The sequence below is a fragment of the Streptomyces sp. NPDC007907 genome (assembly GCF_042959365.1).
In the GTDB taxonomy this organism is placed as follows: Bacteria; Actinomycetota; Actinomycetes; order Streptomycetales; family Streptomycetaceae; genus Streptomyces; species Streptomyces indiaensis.
This window is the reverse complement of the sequence record NZ_JBIBKR010000005.1, coordinates 536,257-555,752: the sequence shown is the minus strand read 5'-3', so window position 1 is coordinate 555,752 and position 19,496 is coordinate 536,257. Positions and strand designations below refer to the sequence as shown.

Below are 19,496 nucleotides of genomic sequence, written 5' to 3'. Positions count from 1 at the left end.
GTACGCGTCCAGGAAAACGCCGAGGGCCGCCGTACCCCATGGGGACGGCGGCCCTTGTTTCACGTGAAACACCCTCGCGTTTCACGTGAAACACCCAAGCCGGGCGAACTGCCGACGCCTACCCTTCGGGGCCTCCGAAGATGCCTCCGTTGCCGTTACCTCTGCTGTTGCCGCCGTCCAGGTTCGTATCGGTCGGCGTCGGTTCGGGAGAAACGCCACCGTCCGTGCCGCCGTTACCGGTGCCGCCGCCGTTCTGCGCGCCGCCGTCGGTCTCACAACCGAAGAACCCGCAGGTGTCGCTCGGCGTCGGCGACGGAGACGAGCTCTCGGTCGGAGTGGGACTCGGGGACTCGGTCACGGTCTCGCTGGGCTCCACGGTGGGCGTCGGCTTCGGCGACGGAGCACCCACCTCGTCCTGGATCTCGCCGATCTTCTCGGCCTCGGGGAAGCCGAGGTCGGGCTTGCCCTTCAGCGCGGCCTTCATGTACTCCGTCCACACCAGCGTGGGGACGTCACCACCGTGAATGGACTTCTCACCCGCCGTGCCGTTCATGGAAAGCAGCTTGGCGCTCTTGGGGTCCTCACGGAACATCGCGACCGAGGTCGACAGCTGCTGGGTGTAGCCGACGAACCAAGCCGACTTGTTCTCGTCGGTGGTACCGGTCTTGCCGGCCGCCGTACGGCCCAGGGAGAGCGCGTTCTTACCCGTACCGTTCTGGATGACGTTCTCCAGAACATCCGTGACGTTGTTGGCCACGTTCTCGGGCATCGCCTGCGTGACCCTCGGCTTGTCGAAGCCCTCGATCTCCTGGCCGTTGTACTTGACGCTGGTCACCGAGTAGGGAGCAGCCTGCTTGCCCGCCGCGGCGAACGTCGCGTAGGCGTCTGCCATACGGATCGCACTGGGAGTCGACGTACCGAGCGCGAACGAAGGGTTGAGGGTGGCGAAGCTGGGGTCCAGGATGCCGGACTTCTCTGCCACGTCCCGCACGTTCTTCATCCCCACATCCATGCCGAGCTGCACGAACGGCGTGTTGACGGACTGCTCCATCGCCTTGCGCAAGGAGATGTAGCCCCAGGGGTAGTCGCTCTCGTTCTCCTGGAAGAAGGGCGTGTTGTCCTTCTTCAGGACGTAGGTGCCGTCGTTGTTCTTGACCTTGAGGTGGTCGTTGCCGTTGTACTTGCTCAGCGGCGAGAGGGGACCGTTGCTCCGGTACGTGCCGTGCTCCATCGCGGCGGCGAGCACGAACGGCTTCCACGTCGAACCGACGGGGACACCCGAGGTGTCCGCGTTGTTGTTGAAGTGGCCGTTCTCGTACCCCGCACCGCCGTAGAGCGCGACGATCGCGCCGTCCTTGGGCTTCACCGAGGCCGCACCGAACTGGACGTGCTTGTCCAGCTCCCGGTTCTTCGGGTCCAGCTTCTCCTTCTCGACCTTCTTGACGGCCTTCGCCAGCGCCTCGACGTTGGCCTTCTTGAAGGTCGTCTTGATCTGGTAGCCGCCCAGGTCGAACTGCTTCTCGGAGATGTTGGAGTGGTTCAGGACGTACTTCTTGGCCGTCTCCGCCAGGTACCCGATCTGGCCGCTCATGCCCTTGGAGGCCTTGCGGTCCTGGGGCATGGGGTACTTCTTGATCGCGTCCTGGTACTCCCTGTCCGTGATCCTCTTGTCGTTGTGCATCTGCTCGAGGATCCAGGCCCAACGGTCCTTGGACCGCTTGGTGTTCTTTTCCTTGCTCGCGTTCGGGTCGATGCTCTCGTTGCCCGCCGGGTCGTAGTACGTCGGGCCCTTCAGCAGGGCGGCGAGGAAGGCGCACTCACTCGGTGTGAGCTCCTTCGCCTCCTTGCCGTAGTAGGCCTGGGCGGCGGCCTGGATACCGTAGGCGCCACGGCCGTAGTACGAGGTGTTCAGATAGCCCTGGAGGATCACCGGCTTGGAGACCTTCGTGCCCACCTTGATGGAGATGAACATCTCCTTGAACTTACGGGTGACCGTCTGTTCCTGGCTCAGGTAGGTGTTCTTGACGAACTGCTGGGTGATCGTCGAGCCGCCCTGCGTGTCGCCGCCCCGGGCCATGTTCGCCAGGGCGCGGGCGATACCCATGGGGTCGACGCCGGAGTCGTCGTAGAAGCTCTTGTTCTCGGCCGAGATCACCGCCCACTGCATGGCCTTGGGGATCCGGTCGATCGTGACATTCTGCCGGTTCTGACCACTGCCGGCCGCGACCATCTGGCTGCCGTCGGCCCAGTAGTAGACGTTGTTCTGCGACAGGGCCGCGGCGTTCTCCTCATTGGGGACGCCCACCATGGCGTAACCGATGCCCGCCACGGCCACCAGGCTGCCGAAGAAGCCGATGCACAGTCCGGAGACCAGCTTCCAGGACGGCATCCAGCGCTGCCAGCCGTACTTGCCGGCCCGCGGATAGTCGATCAGCCGCTTCTTGTCCGGGACGGCGGCCGCGCGTCCCCTGCCCCGGCCGGGTCCACCCGGCCCTCCGGGTGCGGCGCGCCGGCCGCCACGGGCCGGCTCGGCGGCTCTGCGGCGGTTGCCACCCGTACTTCTCTGCGCAGCACGTCGGGCCTCGGCACGGCCGCCGTACTGACGCTCCTCACCCCCCGAGTCGTACGCGCCCGACCCATAGGAGTCGGACGGAGACCCGGTGGCGCCTCGCGGTGCCGCACGGCGGCCGGAGGACGAGGCGGACGTGCCGCGTCGGGCCGCGGCACGTCCGCCTCCCTGCGGCTGCGGCGGTTTGCGACGGTGCTCGCTCATCGAACGACTACTCCTCGGGCAGGCGCACCCCTGCGCGCCTGGAAACGGCGGCTAGTTTCCGGTCCCCCCGAAGTACGGATGCGGTCGGCTCCGCATTCATCGGTCCCGCGTGCACCCGTACTACACCGAAGACGAGGACGCGCTCAGGCGTCACTCGGTTCCCGGTGATGTGCATGGCGCACAGACTACGCACCGTCAAAACCTGCCGAGCCCAGAAGTTCACCTCAAATCAGGCAACTCGCGTCGGATGAATCGGTGATGTGATCCCGTTCACCCACCCCCCTCTTGTCGCATCCGGAAGGTCGTTCTATCGTCGTGATGTATCGACTCGATACATCAGCTCGACACATCGGCCCGACACATCGGACTGATACACGCGCACCGCGGCGAGAGGAGGCGACGATGAGCCGGCGTTCCGGGATCCTCGAGTTCGCCGTACTCGGTCTGCTCCGCGAATCTCCGATGCACGGCTATGAGCTGCGTAAACGGCTCAACACATCGCTGGGTGTGTTCCGTGCGTTCAGCTACGGAACGCTCTACCCCTGCCTCAAGACGCTGGTCGCAAACGGCTGGTTGATCGAGGAAACGGGCAGTACCCCCGAGGACGCCCTCGCCGCCCCCCTCGCGGGGCGCCGCGCCAAGATCGTCTACCGGTTGACGGCGGAGGGTAAGGAGCACTTCGAGCAGCTGCTCTCGCAGACCGGGCCCGACGCATACGAGGACGAAACCTTCGCAGCCCGTTTCGCCTTCTTCGGGCAAACCTCACGCGATGTCCGCATGCGCGTGCTGGAGGGCCGCCGCAGCCGGCTGGAGGAGCGGCTGGAGAAGATGAGCGCCTCCCTGGCCCGGACCCGGGAGCGCCTCGACGACTACACGCTAGAGCTCCAGCGCCACGGGATGGAGTCCGTGGAGCGCGAGGTGCGCTGGCTGAACGAGCTCATCGAGAGCGAGCGGGCTGGGCGGGACCTCAAGGGTCCGGCCGCCGGAGAGCCCGCCTCGCGTGACACCACATCTGGAGCGTCGGGCGCCCTGCCCCGGCCGGGGGACGCCCCCCGGCCGGATGCGCCCGACGACACCGCCACGTGAGAGCCCACTCAGGGCCTCACTCGTACACACAGGGAGCAACCGGAATGGGTTCGGTTCGCGTAGCCATCGTCGGTGTGGGCAACTGCGCCGCATCGCTGGTGCAGGGAGTCGAGTACTACAAGGACGCCGACCCGGCGTCCAGGGTGCCGGGCCTGATGCATGTCCAGTTCGGCGACTACCACGTGCGCGACGTCGAGTTCGTCGCCGCGTTCGACGTGGACGCCAAGAAGGTCGGCCTGGACCTGGCGGACGCCATCGGCGCCTCCGAGAACAACACCATCAAGATCTGCGACGTGCCCCGCACGGGCGTCACGGTGCAGCGCGGCCACACCCTCGACGGCCTCGGCAAGTACTACCGCGAGACGATCGAGGAGTCCGCCGAGGAGCCGGCCGACATCGTCCAGGTCCTCAAGGACAAGCAGGTCGACGTCCTCGTCTGCTACCTGCCCGTCGGTTCCGAGGACGCGGCGAAGTTCTACGCGCAGTGCGCCATCGACGCCAAGGTCGCCTTCGTCAACGCCCTCCCGGTCTTCATCGCCGGCACCAAGGAGTGGGCCGACAAGTTCACCGAGGCGGGCGTCCCGATCGTCGGTGACGACATCAAGTCCCAGGTGGGCGCCACCATCACGCACCGCGTGATGGCGAAGCTGTTCGAGGACCGGGGCGTCATCCTGGACCGCACGATGCAGCTGAACGTCGGCGGCAACATGGACTTCAAGAACATGCTCGAGCGTGACCGCCTCGAGTCGAAGAAGATCTCCAAGACGCAGGCCGTCACCTCCCAGATCCGCGACCGTGAACTGGGCGAGGGCAACGTCCACATCGGCCCGTCCGACTACGTCGCCTGGCTGGACGACCGCAAGTGGGCCTACGTCCGCCTCGAGGGCCGCGCCTTCGGCGACGTCCCGCTGAACCTGGAGTACAAGCTCGAGGTCTGGGACTCCCCGAACTCGGCCGGCGTCATCATCGACGCCCTGCGCGCCGCGAAGATCGCCAAGGACCGCGGCATCGGCGGTCCGATCCTCTCCGCGTCGAGCTACTTCATGAAGTCCCCGCCCGTGCAGTACTTCGACGACGAGGCCCGCGAGAACGTCGAGAAGTTCATCAAGGGTGAGGTCGAGCGCTGACGCGCACAACAGTCGCTCCTGCCAGGGCTGTGAGGGTCCCCGGGTCGTACGACCCGGGGACCTTCCCCGTATGTGAGGCTGGGCCCCATGGCCGTCGTCCGTGACCTGCGCGTCCTGTTGCGCTTCCAGGGCTTCCGGCGCCTGCTCGCCGTGCGTCTGCTGTCCCAGGGGGCCGACGGCGTCTACCAGGTCGCGCTCGCCGCGTACGTGGTCTTCTCGCCGGAGAAGCAGACCTCGGCGGCCGCGGTCGCCTCCGCGATGGCGGTGCTGCTGCTTCCGTACTCCCTCGTCGGCCCCTTCGCCGGTGTCCTCCTGGACCGCTGGCGGCGCCGTCAGGTCCTGCTGTACGGGAGTCTGCTGCGTGCTCTGCTGGCCGGTGCGACGGCCGTGCTGATCCTCAGCCCGGCCCCGGACTGGCTCTTCTACGTCTCGGCGTTGTGCGTCACCGCGGTCAACCGTTTCGTCCTGTCGGGCCTGTCCGCCGCCCTGCCGCGGGTGGTCGACGCCGATCGCCTGGTCATCGCCAACTCCCTTTCCCCCACCGCCGGAACGCTGGCGGCGACCGCGGGCGGCGGGCTCGCCTTCGTCGTACGCCTGGCGGTGGCGGACTCGGACGCCGCGGTGGTGCTCGTGGGAGCCGGGCTGTACCTGTGCGCGGCCCTGGCGTCGCTGAGCATGGCGCGGGAACTTCTCGGCCCTGACCGGCCCTTGCCGCGTGAACAGCTCGGGACGGCCCTCACGGGAACAGCCCGTGACCTGGCAGCGGGCGTGCGTCACCTGGCCGCTCCGCAGCGCCGGGAGGCCGCCTGGGCGCTGGCGGCGATGTCGATGATGCGGTTCTGCTATGGCGCCCTGCTGGTCATGCTGCTGATGCTGTGCCGGTACGCCCTCACCTCGACCACGGACGACGGACTGGCCCTGCTGGGACTGGCGTTGGGCGTTTCCGGCGCGGGATTCTTCGCGGCGGCCGTGGTGACACCCTGGACCGCGGGAAGGCTCGGACCGGGCCGCTGGATCGTCGTGTGCGCGGGAGCCGCAGCGCTGCTGGAGCCCGCTCTCGGGCTGCCGTTCGCCGCCGCCCCGCTGCTGGCCGCGGCCTTCGTCCTGGGGCTGACGACTCAGGGCGCGAAAATCGCCACGGACACCATCGTCCAGTCCTCCGTCGAGGACGGCTTCCGTGGCCGGATCTTCTCGGTCTACGACGTCCTCTTCAATGTCTTCTTCGTCGGTGCGGCCGCCGTCGCGGCCCTGATGCTGCCACCGGACGGCCGATCCGTGCCGCTGGTGATCACGATCGCCGTTATCTACGCGGCAGTAGCTGGGGCTATGGCACGGTTTGGCCGTCAGTAAGTGTCACATCAATGACACAGAGCCACCTCTGGCTACTGCGTTGTCAGCGGGGACCGCTACCTTACGTGGGTCTTATCTCGCGACATGTTCGCGTCACACTCACCATGTTCTAGGGGGACCCCCAAGTGACTACTCCGCCGCCCCAGGGCAATCCGTTCGCGCAGGGACAGCCCGCGGCTGCGCCCCAGGCTCCGTTCCCGCCCCAGGGCGGTTACCCGCAGCAGCCCGGCCAGCCCGGCTTCCCGCCCCAGGGCGCCGCTCCGTACGCTCCGGTCCCCCCGCAGCCCGCCGGTCGCAAGCTCAGCTTCAAGACGATCAAAAACATCGTCGTCGTCATAGCCGTGGCGACCATCGCCATCGTCGGCTACGCCACGAGCCGGGACGACGCCAACACCGCTGCGGTGGGTGACTGCATGCACCGAGGCAGCAGCAGCGACAACAACCCGGACCTGGAAGTCGTGAACTGCGACGACGCCAAGGCCCAGTACAAGGTGCTGGCCAAGATCGAGGGTTCGTTCCTCACGGACACCCTGGCCTCCAGCAAGTGCGAGTCCGAAGCCAAGGACTTCCAGTACACGTACACCGAGAGCGGTGACGGCAAGGACTTCCTGCTCTGCCTGAAGGACTACAAGAAGTAAGCAGACGCACCGAGGGGCACTGTTTCACGTGAAACAGTGCCCCTCGCGTTGTCCCCAGCAGGCGGCAGATCTCCGCCGGGTCATGTTTCACGTGAAACATGACCGCGTTCCACAGGCTCAGCCCTCCTGGCCGGCCCACCACTCCTTGAGTGCCGCCACCGCGGCGTCGGGCTCCATGGGCCCGTTCTCCAGACGCAGCTCCAGCATGTGCTGGTAGGCACGGCCGATGACCGGGCCGGGCCCCACGCCGAGGATCTCCATGATCTGGTTGCCGTCGAGGTCCGGGCGGATCGCGTCCAGCTCCTCCTGCTCCTGCAGCTTGGCGATCCGCTCCTCAAGCCCGTCGTAGGCCCGCGACAGAGCCGCCGCCTTGCGCTTGTTCCGGGTCGTGCAGTCCGAGCGGGTCAGCTTGTGGAGGCGGTCGAGGAGAGGCCCGGCATCACGGACATAGCGGCGCACTGCCGAATCCGTCCACTCGCCGGTGCCGTAGCCGTGGAAGCGCAGGTGGAGTTCGACCAGACGTGAGACGTCCTTCACCAGCTCGTTGGAGTACTTCAGCGCCGTCATGCGCTTCTTGGTCATCTTCGCCCCGACCACCTCGTGGTGGTGGAACGAGACCCGGCCGTCCTTCTCGAAGCGACGTGTGCGGGGCTTGCCGATGTCGTGCAGCAGGGCGGCCAGGCGCAGCGTGAGGTCGGGGCCGTCCTCCTCCAACGCCATCGCCTGCTCGAGAACGATCAGCGTGTGGTCGTAGACGTCCTTGTGACGGTGGTGCTCATCACGCTCCAGGCGCAGGGCCGGCAGCTCGGGCATCACGCGTTCGGCCAGGCCCGTCTCGACCAGCAGCGTCAGGCCCTTGCGCGGCTGCTGGGAGAGGATCAGCTTGTTCAGCTCGTCCCGCACCCGCTCGGCCGAGACGATCTCGATACGCCCGGACATTTCCTTCATCGCCGTGACGACCTCGGGAGCGACCTCGAAGTCGAGCTGAGCCGCGAAACGCGCGGCCCTCATCATCCGCAGCGGGTCGTCCGAGAACGACTCCTCCGGAGTGCCGGGAGTGCGCAGCACCCGTGCGGCGAGGTCCTTCAGCCCGCCGTGCGGGTCGACGAACTCCTTCTCCGGCAGTGCCACCGCCATCGCGTTCACGGTGAAGTCCCGACGAACGAGGTCCTCCTCGATGGAGTCCCCGTACGACACCTCCGGCTTGCGCGAGGTGCGGTCGTAGGCCTCGGATCGGTAGGTGGTCACCTCGATCTGGTAGCCGTCCTTGTGCGCACCGACGGTGCCGAAGGCGATGCCGACCTCCCACACCGCGTCCGCCCAGGGCCGCACGATCTTGAGGACGTCCTGGGGGCGGGCGTCCGTGGTGAAGTCCAGGTCGTTGCCGAGCCGGCCCAGCAGCGCATCCCTGACCGAGCCACCGACCAGGGCGAGTGAGAACCCGGCCTCCTGGAAGCGGCGGGCGAGGTCGTCGGCGACAGGGGCGACCCGCAGCAGTTCACTCACCGCGCGGTGCTGCACCTGGCTGAGGGCGTTGGACGATTCTTCGTTGGCGTTCGGCACAACAAAAGAGGGTACGTGGCCCGCGCCATCGCAAGCTCCTCCTATTCTGCTGGCAGAAGCAGGGGACACGTCCGCCGTCCGCGCACAAGGCAAGCCCTTGAGCAGTAAAGAAGCGCTCTCCTCCATAGGGCGATATACCGGACAGCGCGGGTGCCCGCCCGCGATCCTGTGGAGCGGACCGTGGCACTTCCCCTCAGCGCGCATCGTTACCATGCGTGGACGCACATTCCGACGACCACTGACGACGACGAGGGACGGACGAGCGCGTGGCCGAGGCGGCAGACTTCCGAGGGACCAGTGCCTCACCTGCCCGCCGCTGGCTGCGGCGCACCGGGGCACTGCTCACCGGCGCGCCCCTGCTGGCCGGGCTCCTCCAGCTGCCCGCTGCGACGCCGGCGGACGCGGCCGTACAAGCCTCCCCGCAGGCTGCCGCCGGCACGGGCTCGGTGTCGGTCGCGGTCGACTCGCTGAGCCCCAGCGCCCCCTCCGAGGGAGACACGGTCACCGTCTCGGGGACGGTGACCAACAACGGCAAGCAGACGGTCACCGGCGCCCACGTCGACCTTCAGGTGGGCCCACCGCTGGAGACCCGCTCGGCGATCGACACCCTCGCCAAGAAGAGCGACGATCTCCAGGGGCCCACCGGAGAGAAGGTCGGCGGCAAGTACACCGAGAAGTTCTCCGCGCTCACCCCCGGCGTCGCGGAACCGTTCAGCATCTCCGTGCCGGCCGACAAGCTGGATCTCGGCCGCGACGGCGTCTACCAGCTGGCCGTCGCGCTCTCTGGTGAGACCGCGGCACAGCCCTGGGACCAGGTTCTCGGCGTCCAGCGCACGTTCCTGCCGTGGCAGCCGGAGGAAGCCGGCACCAAGACGAAGACCACGTTCCTGTGGCCGCTGGTCTCCAGCGCGCACATGGCGGCCGAGACCGGGTCGAACGAACAGCAGACGCCGGTCTTCCGTGACGACGAGCTCGCCGAAGAGATCGCCCCGGGTGGCCGCCTCGACCAGATGGTGTCGCTGGGCAAGGGCCTCGACGTCACCTGGGTGATCGACCCGGACCTGCTGGCGTCCGTCGACGCCATGACGGGGAGCTACGAGGTCCGCGGCGCGGACGGCACCACCACGCCTGGGAAGAACCAGGAGGCCGCCAAGCACTGGCTGGCCGAGCTCCAGCAGGCGGTCACGGGCGAGGAGGTCACCGCTCTGCCGTTCGGCGACCCGGACCTGGCCTCCCTCGCCCACAACGGCACGAACGTCACCGGCTCCCTGAACCACCTCAAGGAGGCCACCGACGCCGCCGACGACACGGTGGAGACCATCCTCCACGTGAAACCGTCCACGGACTTCGTGTGGCCGGTGGACGGCGCCGTCGACCCCTCCATCGTGAAGGTCGCCACATCCGCGGGCGCCGACAAGGTGATCACCCGCGGCGACAGCCTCCAGGACAACCTGTCGTACACGCCCTCCGCGGCCCGGCCCATCGGCGGCGGCACCACCGCCGTCGTCGCGGACTCCCGGATGTCCACGGCGTTCCAGGGCGACCTGACCAGAGCCTCCGCCTCCACGCTCGCCGTGCAGCGTTTCCTGGCTCAGAGCCTGACGCTCAACCTGCAGACCGGCAAGCAGCGCAGCGTCGTCATCGCCCCGCAGCGCATGCCGTCCGTGAGCCAGGCACAGGCCATGGCCGAGGCGGTGGGCGCCCTTCAGGTGGGGAACTGGTCGGAGTCGCAGGACCTCACGGCCGCCGCCAAGGCCAAGCCGGACCCGTCCGCCAACACGAGGGTGCCGTCGGCCTCCGCCTACCCCTCCGCGTTGCGCAAGCAGGAACTGCCGCGGGCCGCCTTCGAGCAGATCGCCAGGACCCAGGCCAAGCTCGACAAGTTCAGGGTGATCCTCACCCGCCAGGCCCGGGTGGTGACCCCGTTCGGACGGGCCATGAACCGTGAGATGTCCACGTCGTGGCGCGGCCGTGGTGTCGCGGCGGTGGGCTACCGCGGTGGCATCGAGTCGTACCTCAACGGACTCATCGACGGGGTCAAACTGATCCAGAAGTCGGAGACCAAGCTCTCCGGTCGCAGCGCCACGATCCCCGTGACCGTCCAGAACAACCTGGTCCAGGGCGTCGAGCACCTGCAGCTGCGGCTCACGTCGATGAACCCCACGCGACTCAAGATCGGCGGCGACGCCTACGATGAGCAGCGTGTCACCGTCAACGGCGGCCACGCCCAGTCGGTGAAGTTCACCACGTCGGCCAACGCCAACGGCCGGGCGAAAGTCGTCGCCCAGCTGTACACGGAGGACGGCCAGCGGTACGGCGCCCCGGTCACCTTCGACGTACGGGTCACCGAGGTCACGCCGACGGTGATGCTGGTCATCGGCGGTGGCGTCCTGCTCCTGGTCCTCGCGGGCTTCCGGATGTACACCCAGCGCAAGCGCGCCGCCGCCCGCGAGGCCGCCGAGGACGAGACCACCGAGGCGGACGACGAGGTCGAAGGCCCGCAGGACCAGGCCGACGCTCCGCAGAACCCGGAGGCCACCGGCGCACGTCTCAAGGAGGAGGAGGCCGGTTCACGCGCGGACACCCCCGCGCAGCCGAGTGACCCGGCCCCGGACACCGCGGTGGAAAGCGCCGCCCCGTCCGGCACGGGTGAGAGAGTGGACCGTTGAGAAATCTTGACCGGTGGGCCCGGGACGATGAGGTGGGTAACCATGAACGCGCCGTACGACGGTGACCGCGGCCGTGCCGCGGGCAGCTCGGGCCACCCCGACGCGGGCGGGCCCGAGGGTTCGTCGCCCGAGCACGGCCAGGTGCCGCCGCAGCCGCCCACGGACCTGTACCTCCAGGACGCCTACCGGCAGGACCCCTACCGCGCGCAGGACCTCTCCGCGCAGGACCCGGTCGGTGAGGCGCTCTACGACCGCGCCGCGCACCCGCCGCCCGTTCCCGGCACGTACCAGCCGCAGCAGCAGCTCTACGGCCCGCCGCCGCAGTCGCCGTACGCGCCCGACCCGCAGGTGTGGGCCCAGACGCCCGCGCCGGAGCCGGAGGGCCCCACGCGGCACCTGCCCTACGGCGACGACCCGCGCACCACGCAGTTCGTGGGCGTGGACGACCTCGTCTCCCAGGCGGGCGGGCCCCGCCAGGAGCAGGACGCCTTCGCGCACCTCTTCCGGGACCAGCAGCAGAGCAGCGCCCACCCGTCGTACGAGCCGCCGTCGGTCCCCGGCCCTGCGCCGGCCCCGATGCAGCCGGCGCAGGGCCCGTACGCGGCGCAGGGCCCGTACGGGGATGCCGATCAGACCGTGGCGGCACCGCACCTCGTGGACGAGGCACAGGAGCCCGAGCCCGAGGCACCGCCCGCGCCGAAGAAGAGCAGCCGCGCGGCGGGCCTGATGAAGTCCAGCGCCGTGATGGCCGCGGGCACGATGGTCTCCCGCCTCACGGGTTTCATCCGCTCCGCGCTGATCGTGTCGGCCCTGGGCGTCGGCTTCCTCGGTGACACCTTCCAGGTCGCCTACCAGCTGCCGACGATGATCTACATCCTCACGGTCGGCGGTGGCCTCAACTCCGTCTTCGTGCCGCAGCTGGTGCGCGCTATGAAAGACGACGAGGACGGCGGCGAGGCCTACGCCAACCGCCTGCTGACCTTGGTCATGGTGGCGCTCGGCGCACTCACAGCGGTGGGCGTCTTCGGCGCACCGCTCCTGATCCGCCTGATGTCCCCCTCGGTCGCCGGCGATCCGGCGGCGAACCAGGTCGGCATCACCTTCGCCCAGTACTTCCTGCCCTCGATCTTCTTCATGGGCGTCCACGTGGTGATGGGCCAGATCCTCAACGCCCGCGGCAAGTTCGGCGCGATGATGTGGACTCCGGTCCTGAACAACATCGTCATCATCGTGACGCTGGGCATGTTCATCTACGTCTACGGCACCGCCGCAGACTCCGGGATGAAGGTCACCAACATCCCGCCGGAGGGCCAGCGCCTCCTCGGCATCGGTGTCCTGCTCGGCCTCGTGGTCCAAGCGCTGGCGATGATCCCGTACCTGCGCGAGACCGGCTTCCGGCTGCGGCTGCGCTTCGACTGGAAGGGCCAGGGCCTCGGCAAGGCCGTCACGCTCGCCAAGTGGACGGTCCTGTTCGTCCTCGCCAACCAGGCGGGCGCCATGATCGTCATCTGGCTGTCCACCGCGGCGGGCAAGGCCTCGCCCGTCGACGGCACCGGGTTCTCCGCCTACGCCAACGCACAGCTGATCTGGGGCCTGCCGCAGGCCATCATCACCGTCTCTCTCATGGCCGCCCTGCTGCCGCGTCTGTCGCGCTCCGCCGCCGAGGGCGACGGGGGCGCCGTACGCGACGACATCTCCCAGGGACTGCGCACCACGGCGGTCGCGATCGTGCCGATCGCATTCGGCTTCCTCTCCCTCGGCATCCCGATGTGCACGCTGATGTTCGGCTCCTCGGGCACCAGCGAGGCCACCAACATGGGCTTCATGCTGATGGCGTTCGGCCTCGGCCTGATCCCGTACTCCGTGCAATACGTGGTCCTGCGTGCCTTCTACGCCTACGAGGACACCCGAACTCCCTTCTACAACACGGTCATCGTGGCCGCGGTCAACGCGGGCGCCTCGGCGATCTGCTACTTCGTCATCCCGTCCCGCTGGGCCGTGGTCGGCATGGCCGCCTCGTACGGGCTGGCCTACGCGATCGGCGTCGGCGTCGCCTGGCGACGGCTGCGCAAGCGGCTGGGCGGGGACCTCGACGGCGCCCGTGTCCTGCGGACCTACGCCCGCCTGTGCATCGCGTCGGTGCCGGCGGCCCTGCTCAGCGGCGCGGCCTGCTACGGCATCGGCCACACGCTCGGCCAGGGCCCGGCCGGCTCGCTGGCCGCCGTCCTGGTGGGTGGCGCCGTGCTGCTCGGGATCTTCTTCGTCGCCGCCCGCCGCATGCGCATCGAGGAGCTCAACTCCCTGGTCGGCATGGTCCGCGGACGCCTGGGACGCTGAGTCGGGGGGTAGGCGCACAACCATCGTCAGCCACCGCGTGTCGTGCATAGCGGCGGACTGTGGGCACAATTGGTTTCGGCATCGCACGGCGCGCACGGGATGCCGGCCGGGGCGTAATGGATGGGGAGGCAGGAACGACGGTGGCGGATCGGAGTACGGCTGCCGTCGACGTGGCAGACAACAGCGGCGAGACGTCGCTGACCGCACAGGCGGACCAGTCCACGGCCGACGGGGTGGCCAAGAACCGGGAGCGGGACACGGACAGCGACGAGGTACAGGAGAGCACCAGGACCGACGGTGCCGGAACGACCTCGCCGCCCGAACTGCACAGTGGTCACAAGCTCGCCAGACGCTACCGTCTCGAGGAGTGCGTCACCCGACTGGACGGTTTCAGCAGTTGGCGTGCCGTCGATGAGAAGCTCCGCCGTGCCGTCGGAGTGCACATCCTGCCCGCCGACCACTCACGGGCCCGCTCCGTGCTGGCCGCCGCCCGTTCCTCCGCCCTCCTGGGCGACCCCCGCTTCGTCCAGGTGCTGGACGCGGTGGAGGAGAACGACGTCGTCTATGTCGTCCACGAGTGGCTTCCCGACGCGACGGAACTGACCACGCTGCTCGCCTCCGGCCCCCTGGAGCCCTACGACGCCTACCAAATGGTCAGTCAGGTCTCCTCCGCCATGGCGGCCGCACACCGTGAGGGCCTCGCCCATCTGCGGCTGAACCCCAACGCGGTGCTGCGCGCCTCGACCGGCCAGTGGCGCATCCGCGGCCTCGCCGTGAACGCCGCGCTGCGGGGCGTCTCGTCGGACACGCCGCAGCGCACCGACACCGAGGCCATCGGCGCTCTGCTGTACGCGGCGCTCACGCAGCGCTGGCCGTACGAGAGCGACGCCTACGGTCTGTCGGGCCTGCCGAAGGACATCGGTCTCATCGCGCCCGACCAGGTGCGGGCCGGTGTGCACCGCGGCCTGTCCGAGCTCTCCATGCGCGCGCTCGCCAACGACGGCGCCACCGCCTCCCGGCACGAGTCGCCGTGCACCACGCCGGAGGAGCTGGTGAAGGCGATCGGTGAGATGCCCCGCATCCGCCCGCCGGAGCCCGCGTTCACCGCGCCGCCCGAGTACCAGCGCACGACCTACCAACAGGGCACGTACGGCCGTCAGACCCCGCGTCCCGGCGTCACCCAGCCGGTGCCGCCCCCGCCGACCCCGCTCCAGAGCCGCACGGGCAAGGCCCTGAAGTGGGCCGTCTCCGCACTCCTGATCGCCGCCCTGGGCCTGGGCAGCTGGCAGTTGGCGGACGCGCTGATGGACCAGGGCGGCAAGAACGACGACCCGGGTCAGACGCAGACGAACGACGGGAACGACAAGAGCCCGAAGAAGCCCACGTCCGGCAAGCCGATCGCCATCAGCGGTGCCCGCGACTTCGACCCTCTCGGGGATCAGACGGAGAAGCCGTCCGACATAGGGAAGGTCTACGACAACAGCACGGCCACCTATTGGCAGACCGACTTCTATCTGAGCCCGGACTTCGGCCGACTGAAGTCGGGCGTCGGCATCATCCTCGACCTCGGCAAGACCCAGCAGGTCGGGAAGGTGACCGTCACGTTCGTGGGGGACACCTCGGTCGAGCTCCGCAGTGCGAGCTCGGACGCAGGCTCGCAGCCCACGTCCCTGAACGCTTACTCCAAGGTCGCCGAGGGCACGGGGACGACCGTCCAGCTGAAGCCCGGCAAGACCCTCAAGAGCAGGTACCTCCTCGTGTGGCTGACGAAGCTGCCGCTGCAACCGGATGACGGCAAGTGGCGCGGCAGGTTGGCGGATATCAAGGTGACCAGCTGACGGCATCTGCCTCGAGGAAGGAGGCCGATGGCAGACGGCACCGGATATGACGGAGTGAGCGATCAGGACCTGCTCGCCCAGCACGTCGAAGGCGACCCCGATGCCTTCGGTGAGATCGTACGGCGGCATCGTGATCGGCTCTGGGCCGTCGCACTGCGGACGCTCGGTGACCGCGAGGAGGCCGCTGACGCCGTGCAGGACGCCCTCGTGTCCGCCTATCGGGCCGCCCACACCTTCCGGGGCCAGTCGGCCGTCACGACGTGGCTGCACAGGATCACGGTGAACGCCTGCCTGGACCGCGCCCGCAAGGCCGCCTCCCGGAAGACCTCTCCCGTCGACGACACCGAGCGCCTGGAGCAGCTGCTGGAGCCGCACGAGTCGGCCTCGGCCCCCGCCGAGCGCAATGATCTCCACCGGCAGCTCATCGAAGCCCTGGGGACCCTCCCCGCCGATCAGCGTGCCGCGCTCGTACTGGTGGACATGCAGGGCTACCCGGTGGCCGAGGCTGCCCGCATCCTCGACGTGCCCACCGGCACGGTGAAGAGCAGATGCGCGCGGGGAAGAGCGAGACTCCTGCCGTTGCTCACGCACCTACGACCGGACAACGGCGGTGAGGGCAAGAACCCGGGGGGAGAACGGAACCGGACGCAGGGGTCGGCCGTCCCACCCGCAGCGGGGCCCCGTCAAGCGGACCCCCCGGGCAAGGGACCCAGCGACCCAGCCGCAGTGAAGGGCGGAGGTGGACGAGCGTGACGTCGACGACAGACATGGCCGGGCACCCGGACGTCGCGGAGATCTCCGACCTCGCCGAGGGGCTCCTTCCACCGGACCGGACCACCGAGCTGCGGCGGCATCTGGACGAGTGCGAGCTCTGTGCGGACGTGTACAGCTCTCTGGAGGAGATCCGCGGCCTGCTCGGCACGCTGCCGGGCCCGCCGCGTATGCCTGCTGAGATCGCGGGGCGCATCGATGCCGCCCTTGCTGCCGAAGCCCTGTTGAACACCGGCGGCCCGAATGCGTCCGAGACCCCGGAGCCGGTGAGTGCCCCCCGTGCCACAGCCGAGGACGACAGCGATGTGCGTGTTTCACGTGAAACATCGACGTCTGCCGATCGGCCTGCCGGCCGCCCCCGCTCCTCCACCACCGGCCCGGGCCGCAAGGGCCACACCCGCGCCGGACGGCGCAGGATCGCCGTCCTGGGAACCGTCTTCACGGTGGCCGCTCTGGGGCTGGGCTCCGTCTTGCTGTCGTCGCTCGGCGACAACAAGCCCTCCCATGACACGGCAGGCGAACGGGAGACCACCGCCGACACCTTCTCCGAAGGAAAGCTGCAGAAGCAGGTCACCGATCTGCTGGCGGAGAACAAGACCAAGGAGGGCGGCTCCCGCACCCCGCTGGGTGCGGCAACGGCTCCCGGCAGCAACCAGCCCAGGGTCTTCCGGGAGCCCGTGGTGCCCGGCTGCGTCCGAGACGGCATCGGACGCGACGATGCGGCCCTGGCCACCGAGAACGGCACCTTCCAAGGCAAGAAAGCCATGCTCGTGCTGCTTCCCGATGCCTCCGACGCGACTCGGGTCAACGCCTACATCGTCGACGCCAGGTGTGTGGATCACGCGCCGTCCACGGTGACCGGCGAGGTGCTCCTGGAGCGCACCTACCCCTCCGCCTGACCAAGCGCCTCGTCCCTGCCTCGCAGGGTCACCGCTTGGTGCCGCATCTCCGTGTGCCCGGACACAGTGGGAATGCGCGCCCCTTAGGATCCGTTGGGTGGGGTGAGAGCTCCGAGAGAAGCTCCCACCGGTCGAACGACGCAGTCCAGAGACGAGGAATCAAGCCGTGAGCGACGTCCGTAACGTGATCATCATCGGCTCCGGGCCCGCCGGCTACACGGCGGCGCTCTACACCGCGCGCGCGTCGCTGAAGCCCCTGGTGTTCGAGGGCGCCGTCACCGCTGGTGGTGCGCTCATGAACACCACCGACGTCGAGAACTTCCCTGGCTTCCAGGACGGCATCATGGGCCCCGAGCTCATGGACAACATGCGTGCCCAGTCGGAGCGCTTCGGGGCCGAGCTCGTCCCGGACGACATCGTGGCCGTCGACCTGAGTGGTGAGATCAAGACCGTCACGGACACGGCCGGCACAGTGCACCGGGCGAAGGCCGTCATCGTCGCCACCGGCTCGCAGCACCGCAAGCTCGGCCTGCCGAACGAGGACGCTCTCTCCGGTCGTGGCGTGTCCTGGTGCGCCACCTGTGACGGGTTCTTCTTCAAGGACCAGGACATCGCTGTGATCGGTGGCGGCGACACCGCGATGGAGGAGGCGACCTTCCTCTCGCGGTTCGCCAAGTCCGTGACCATCGTCCACCGCCGTGACACCCTGCGCGCCTCCAAGGCCATGCAGGAACGCGCCTTCGCCGACCCGAAGATCTCCTTCGTCTGGGACAGCGAGGTCGCCGAGATCCAGGGCGACCCCAAGCTCTCCGGTCTGAAGCTGCGCAACCTCAAGACGGGCGAGCTCTCGGACCTGCCGGTCACCGGACTGTTCATCGCCATCGGCCACGACCCGCGCACCGAGCTCTTCAAGGGTCAGCTCGACCTGGACGAAGAGGGGTACCTGAAGGTGCAGGCGCCGTCGACGCGCACGAACCTGACCGGTGTCTTCGGTGCCGGCGACGTGGTCGACCACACCTACCGTCAGGCGATCACCGCGGCCGGGACCGGCTGCTCCGCAGCTCTCGACGCCGAGCGCTACCTCGCCGCCCTGGCGGACGAGGAGCAGCCCGAGCCCGAGAAGACCCCCGCCTGACCTCCCCTACCCGCCCCACGCACCAACAGTTAAGGAGCCCGCCGTGGCCGGCACCCTGAAGAATGTGACCGACGACTCCTTCGAGCAGGACGTCCTCAAGAGCGACAAGCCCGTTCTGGTGGACTTCTGGGCCGCCTGGTGCGGACCGTGCCGCCAGATCGCTCCGTCCCTCGAGGCCATCGCCTCCGAGTACGGCGACAAGATCGAGATCGTCAAGCTGAACATCGACGAGAACCCGGGTACGGCCGCCAAGTACGGCGTCATGTCCATCCCGACCCTGAACGTCTACCAGGGTGGCGAGGTCGCCAAGACCATCGTGGGCGCGAAGCCGAAGGCCGCGATCGTTCGCGACCTCGAGGAGTTCATCGCCGAGTGAATCGGCTGAGTCGTCGGACCGACGATGCGTGTTTCACGTGAAACACGAATGGGCCAGCCCGGAAGGGCTGGCCCATTCGTTTGCCTGTCTTACAGCGGTCGCAGCGCCGGCTCTTTCTGTACGGCTCCCAGAAGACGGTCCAGCGCCATCTCGACGTCTTCCTTCCAGGAGAGCGTCGACCTCAGCTCCAGTCGCAAACGGGGATGTGTGGGGTGCTGGCGGACCGTTTTGAAGCCCACCGCCAGCAGATGGTCTGCGGGCAGGAGGCAAGCGGGTTCCTTCCAGCGCGCGTCACCGAACGCCTCAATCGCTTTGAAGCCGCGCCGCAGCAGATCCTTGGCCACCGTCTGTACCATCACCCGGCCCAGCCCCTGCCCCTGATAACCGGGCACGATGAACGCCGTCATCAGTTGCACCGCGTCGGGCGAGACAGGACTCGTGGGAAACGCCGTGGAGCGCGGAACATAGGCCGGTGGGGCGTAGAGCACGAAGCCCACCGGCACGTCGTCGACGTACACCACGCGCCCGCAGGAGCCCCAGTCCAGCAGAACCGCTGAGATCCAGGCTTCCTTCTCCGGGGCGGACGTGCCCGCCTTTACCGCGGCCTCACCGCTGACGGGGTCGAGTTCCCAGAAGACACACGAGCGACAACGCTCGGGAAGGTCCTGGAGGTTGTCCAGCGTGAGCGGTACGAGCCGGCGGCCCATGAAGGCTGATCCTCGCTTCCTTCTCCCGCCGCCGCGTCGCGGGCGGCTGTCAGAGCGCTCCGTTCCCTGAGGAGACTGCCGATGAACCCACCGACTGCTCCCAGCCCCAAACCGGCGCTCACCAGTCCGGTGCGCCTCATGGTTCGCATGGCCCCTGCCTCCCTCTCAGAGGTGCTGCCCAGTGGTTGCGCCGTACCCGACGCATCGTATCCACGAAGGGATTCCAT

At 68.5% G+C, this 19,496-nt stretch carries 14 protein-coding genes; 11 read left to right on the top strand and 3 right to left on the bottom strand.

All coding sequences use genetic code 11. The features are described from left to right. Nucleotides 1-118 precede the first annotated feature (118 nt). A complete protein-coding gene (locus tag ACFZDI_RS23315; RefSeq protein ID WP_391252934.1) occupies nt 119-2,773 on the bottom strand; it encodes a transglycosylase domain-containing protein in 2,655 nt (884 codons plus the stop codon). 402 nt (nt 2,774-3,175) lie between these two features. Between ACFZDI_RS23315 and ACFZDI_RS23310 the strand changes: the two genes are divergently transcribed. The 4 genes from ACFZDI_RS23310 (at nt 3,176) to ACFZDI_RS23295 (ending at nt 6,974) form a co-directional block, all read left to right on the top strand. After that, a complete protein-coding gene (locus tag ACFZDI_RS23310) occupies nt 3,176-3,859 on the top strand; it encodes a PadR family transcriptional regulator (protein ID WP_234750325.1) in 684 nt (227 codons plus the stop codon). Nucleotides 3,860-3,903: 44 nt separating this feature from the next. Next, nucleotides 3,904-4,986, top strand: a complete 1,083-nt coding sequence (locus ACFZDI_RS23305) for an inositol-3-phosphate synthase (protein WP_234750322.1) — start codon at nt 3,904-3,906, stop codon at nt 4,984-4,986. A gap of 87 nt (nt 4,987-5,073) precedes the next feature. Beyond that, entirely contained in the window at nt 5,074-6,336 is a 1,263-nt protein-coding gene (locus tag ACFZDI_RS23300; protein WP_361114561.1) for an MFS transporter, read from the top strand. Nucleotides 6,337-6,461: 125 nt separating this feature from the next. Next, nucleotides 6,462-6,974 (top strand): hypothetical protein, encoded by a 513-nt coding sequence (locus ACFZDI_RS23295; protein ID WP_234750316.1) that lies wholly within the window; start codon nt 6,462-6,464, stop codon nt 6,972-6,974. Nucleotides 6,975-7,091: 117 nt separating this feature from the next. On the opposite strand, the gene ACFZDI_RS23290 is transcribed toward ACFZDI_RS23295, so the two are convergent. Further along, a complete protein-coding gene (locus ACFZDI_RS23290; RefSeq protein ID WP_391252931.1) occupies nt 7,092-8,537 on the bottom strand; it encodes a CCA tRNA nucleotidyltransferase in 1,446 nt (481 codons plus the stop codon). A gap of 266 nt (nt 8,538-8,803) precedes the next feature. On the opposite strand from ACFZDI_RS23290, the gene ACFZDI_RS23285 reads away from it, so the two are divergent. From ACFZDI_RS23285 to trxA, 7 genes are all read left to right on the top strand, one after another. After that, nucleotides 8,804-11,206: a DUF6049 family protein gene (locus tag ACFZDI_RS23285; RefSeq protein WP_234750311.1), complete on the top strand. Its 2,403-nt coding sequence runs from the start codon at nt 8,804-8,806 to the stop codon at nt 11,204-11,206. Between the two features lie 42 nt (nt 11,207-11,248). Beyond that, nucleotides 11,249-13,543 (top strand): murein biosynthesis integral membrane protein MurJ, encoded by a 2,295-nt coding sequence (gene murJ, locus ACFZDI_RS23280; RefSeq protein WP_391252928.1) that lies wholly within the window; start codon nt 11,249-11,251, stop codon nt 13,541-13,543. A gap of 140 nt (nt 13,544-13,683) precedes the next feature. After that, entirely contained in the window at nt 13,684-15,381 is a 1,698-nt protein-coding gene (locus ACFZDI_RS23275) for a protein kinase family protein (RefSeq protein WP_234750306.1), read from the top strand. Nucleotides 15,382-15,408: 27 nt separating this feature from the next. After that, a complete protein-coding gene (gene sigM / locus ACFZDI_RS23270) occupies nt 15,409-16,134 on the top strand; it encodes an RNA polymerase sigma factor SigM (protein ID WP_391252925.1) in 726 nt (241 codons plus the stop codon). Then, on the top strand, nt 16,131-17,051 hold the full coding sequence (locus ACFZDI_RS23265; RefSeq protein WP_391252923.1) for an anti-sigma factor family protein: 921 nt from the start codon (nt 16,131-16,133) through the stop codon (nt 17,049-17,051). The genes sigM and ACFZDI_RS23265 overlap by 4 nt, the downstream gene beginning before the upstream one ends. A gap of 166 nt (nt 17,052-17,217) precedes the next feature. Beyond that, nucleotides 17,218-18,186 (top strand): thioredoxin-disulfide reductase, encoded by a 969-nt coding sequence (gene trxB, locus ACFZDI_RS23260; protein ID WP_234750300.1) that lies wholly within the window; start codon nt 17,218-17,220, stop codon nt 18,184-18,186. 43 nt (nt 18,187-18,229) lie between these two features. Beyond that, nucleotides 18,230-18,562, top strand: a complete 333-nt coding sequence (gene trxA / locus ACFZDI_RS23255) for a thioredoxin (protein WP_030847066.1) — start codon at nt 18,230-18,232, stop codon at nt 18,560-18,562. Nucleotides 18,563-18,651: 89 nt separating this feature from the next. On the opposite strand, the gene ACFZDI_RS23250 is transcribed toward trxA, so the two are convergent. Beyond that, complete coding sequence (locus ACFZDI_RS23250; RefSeq protein ID WP_391252920.1) at nt 18,652-19,269, bottom strand: GNAT family N-acetyltransferase; 618 nt, start codon at nt 19,267-19,269, stop codon at nt 18,652-18,654. Between the last annotated feature and the right edge of the window lie 227 nt (nt 19,270-19,496).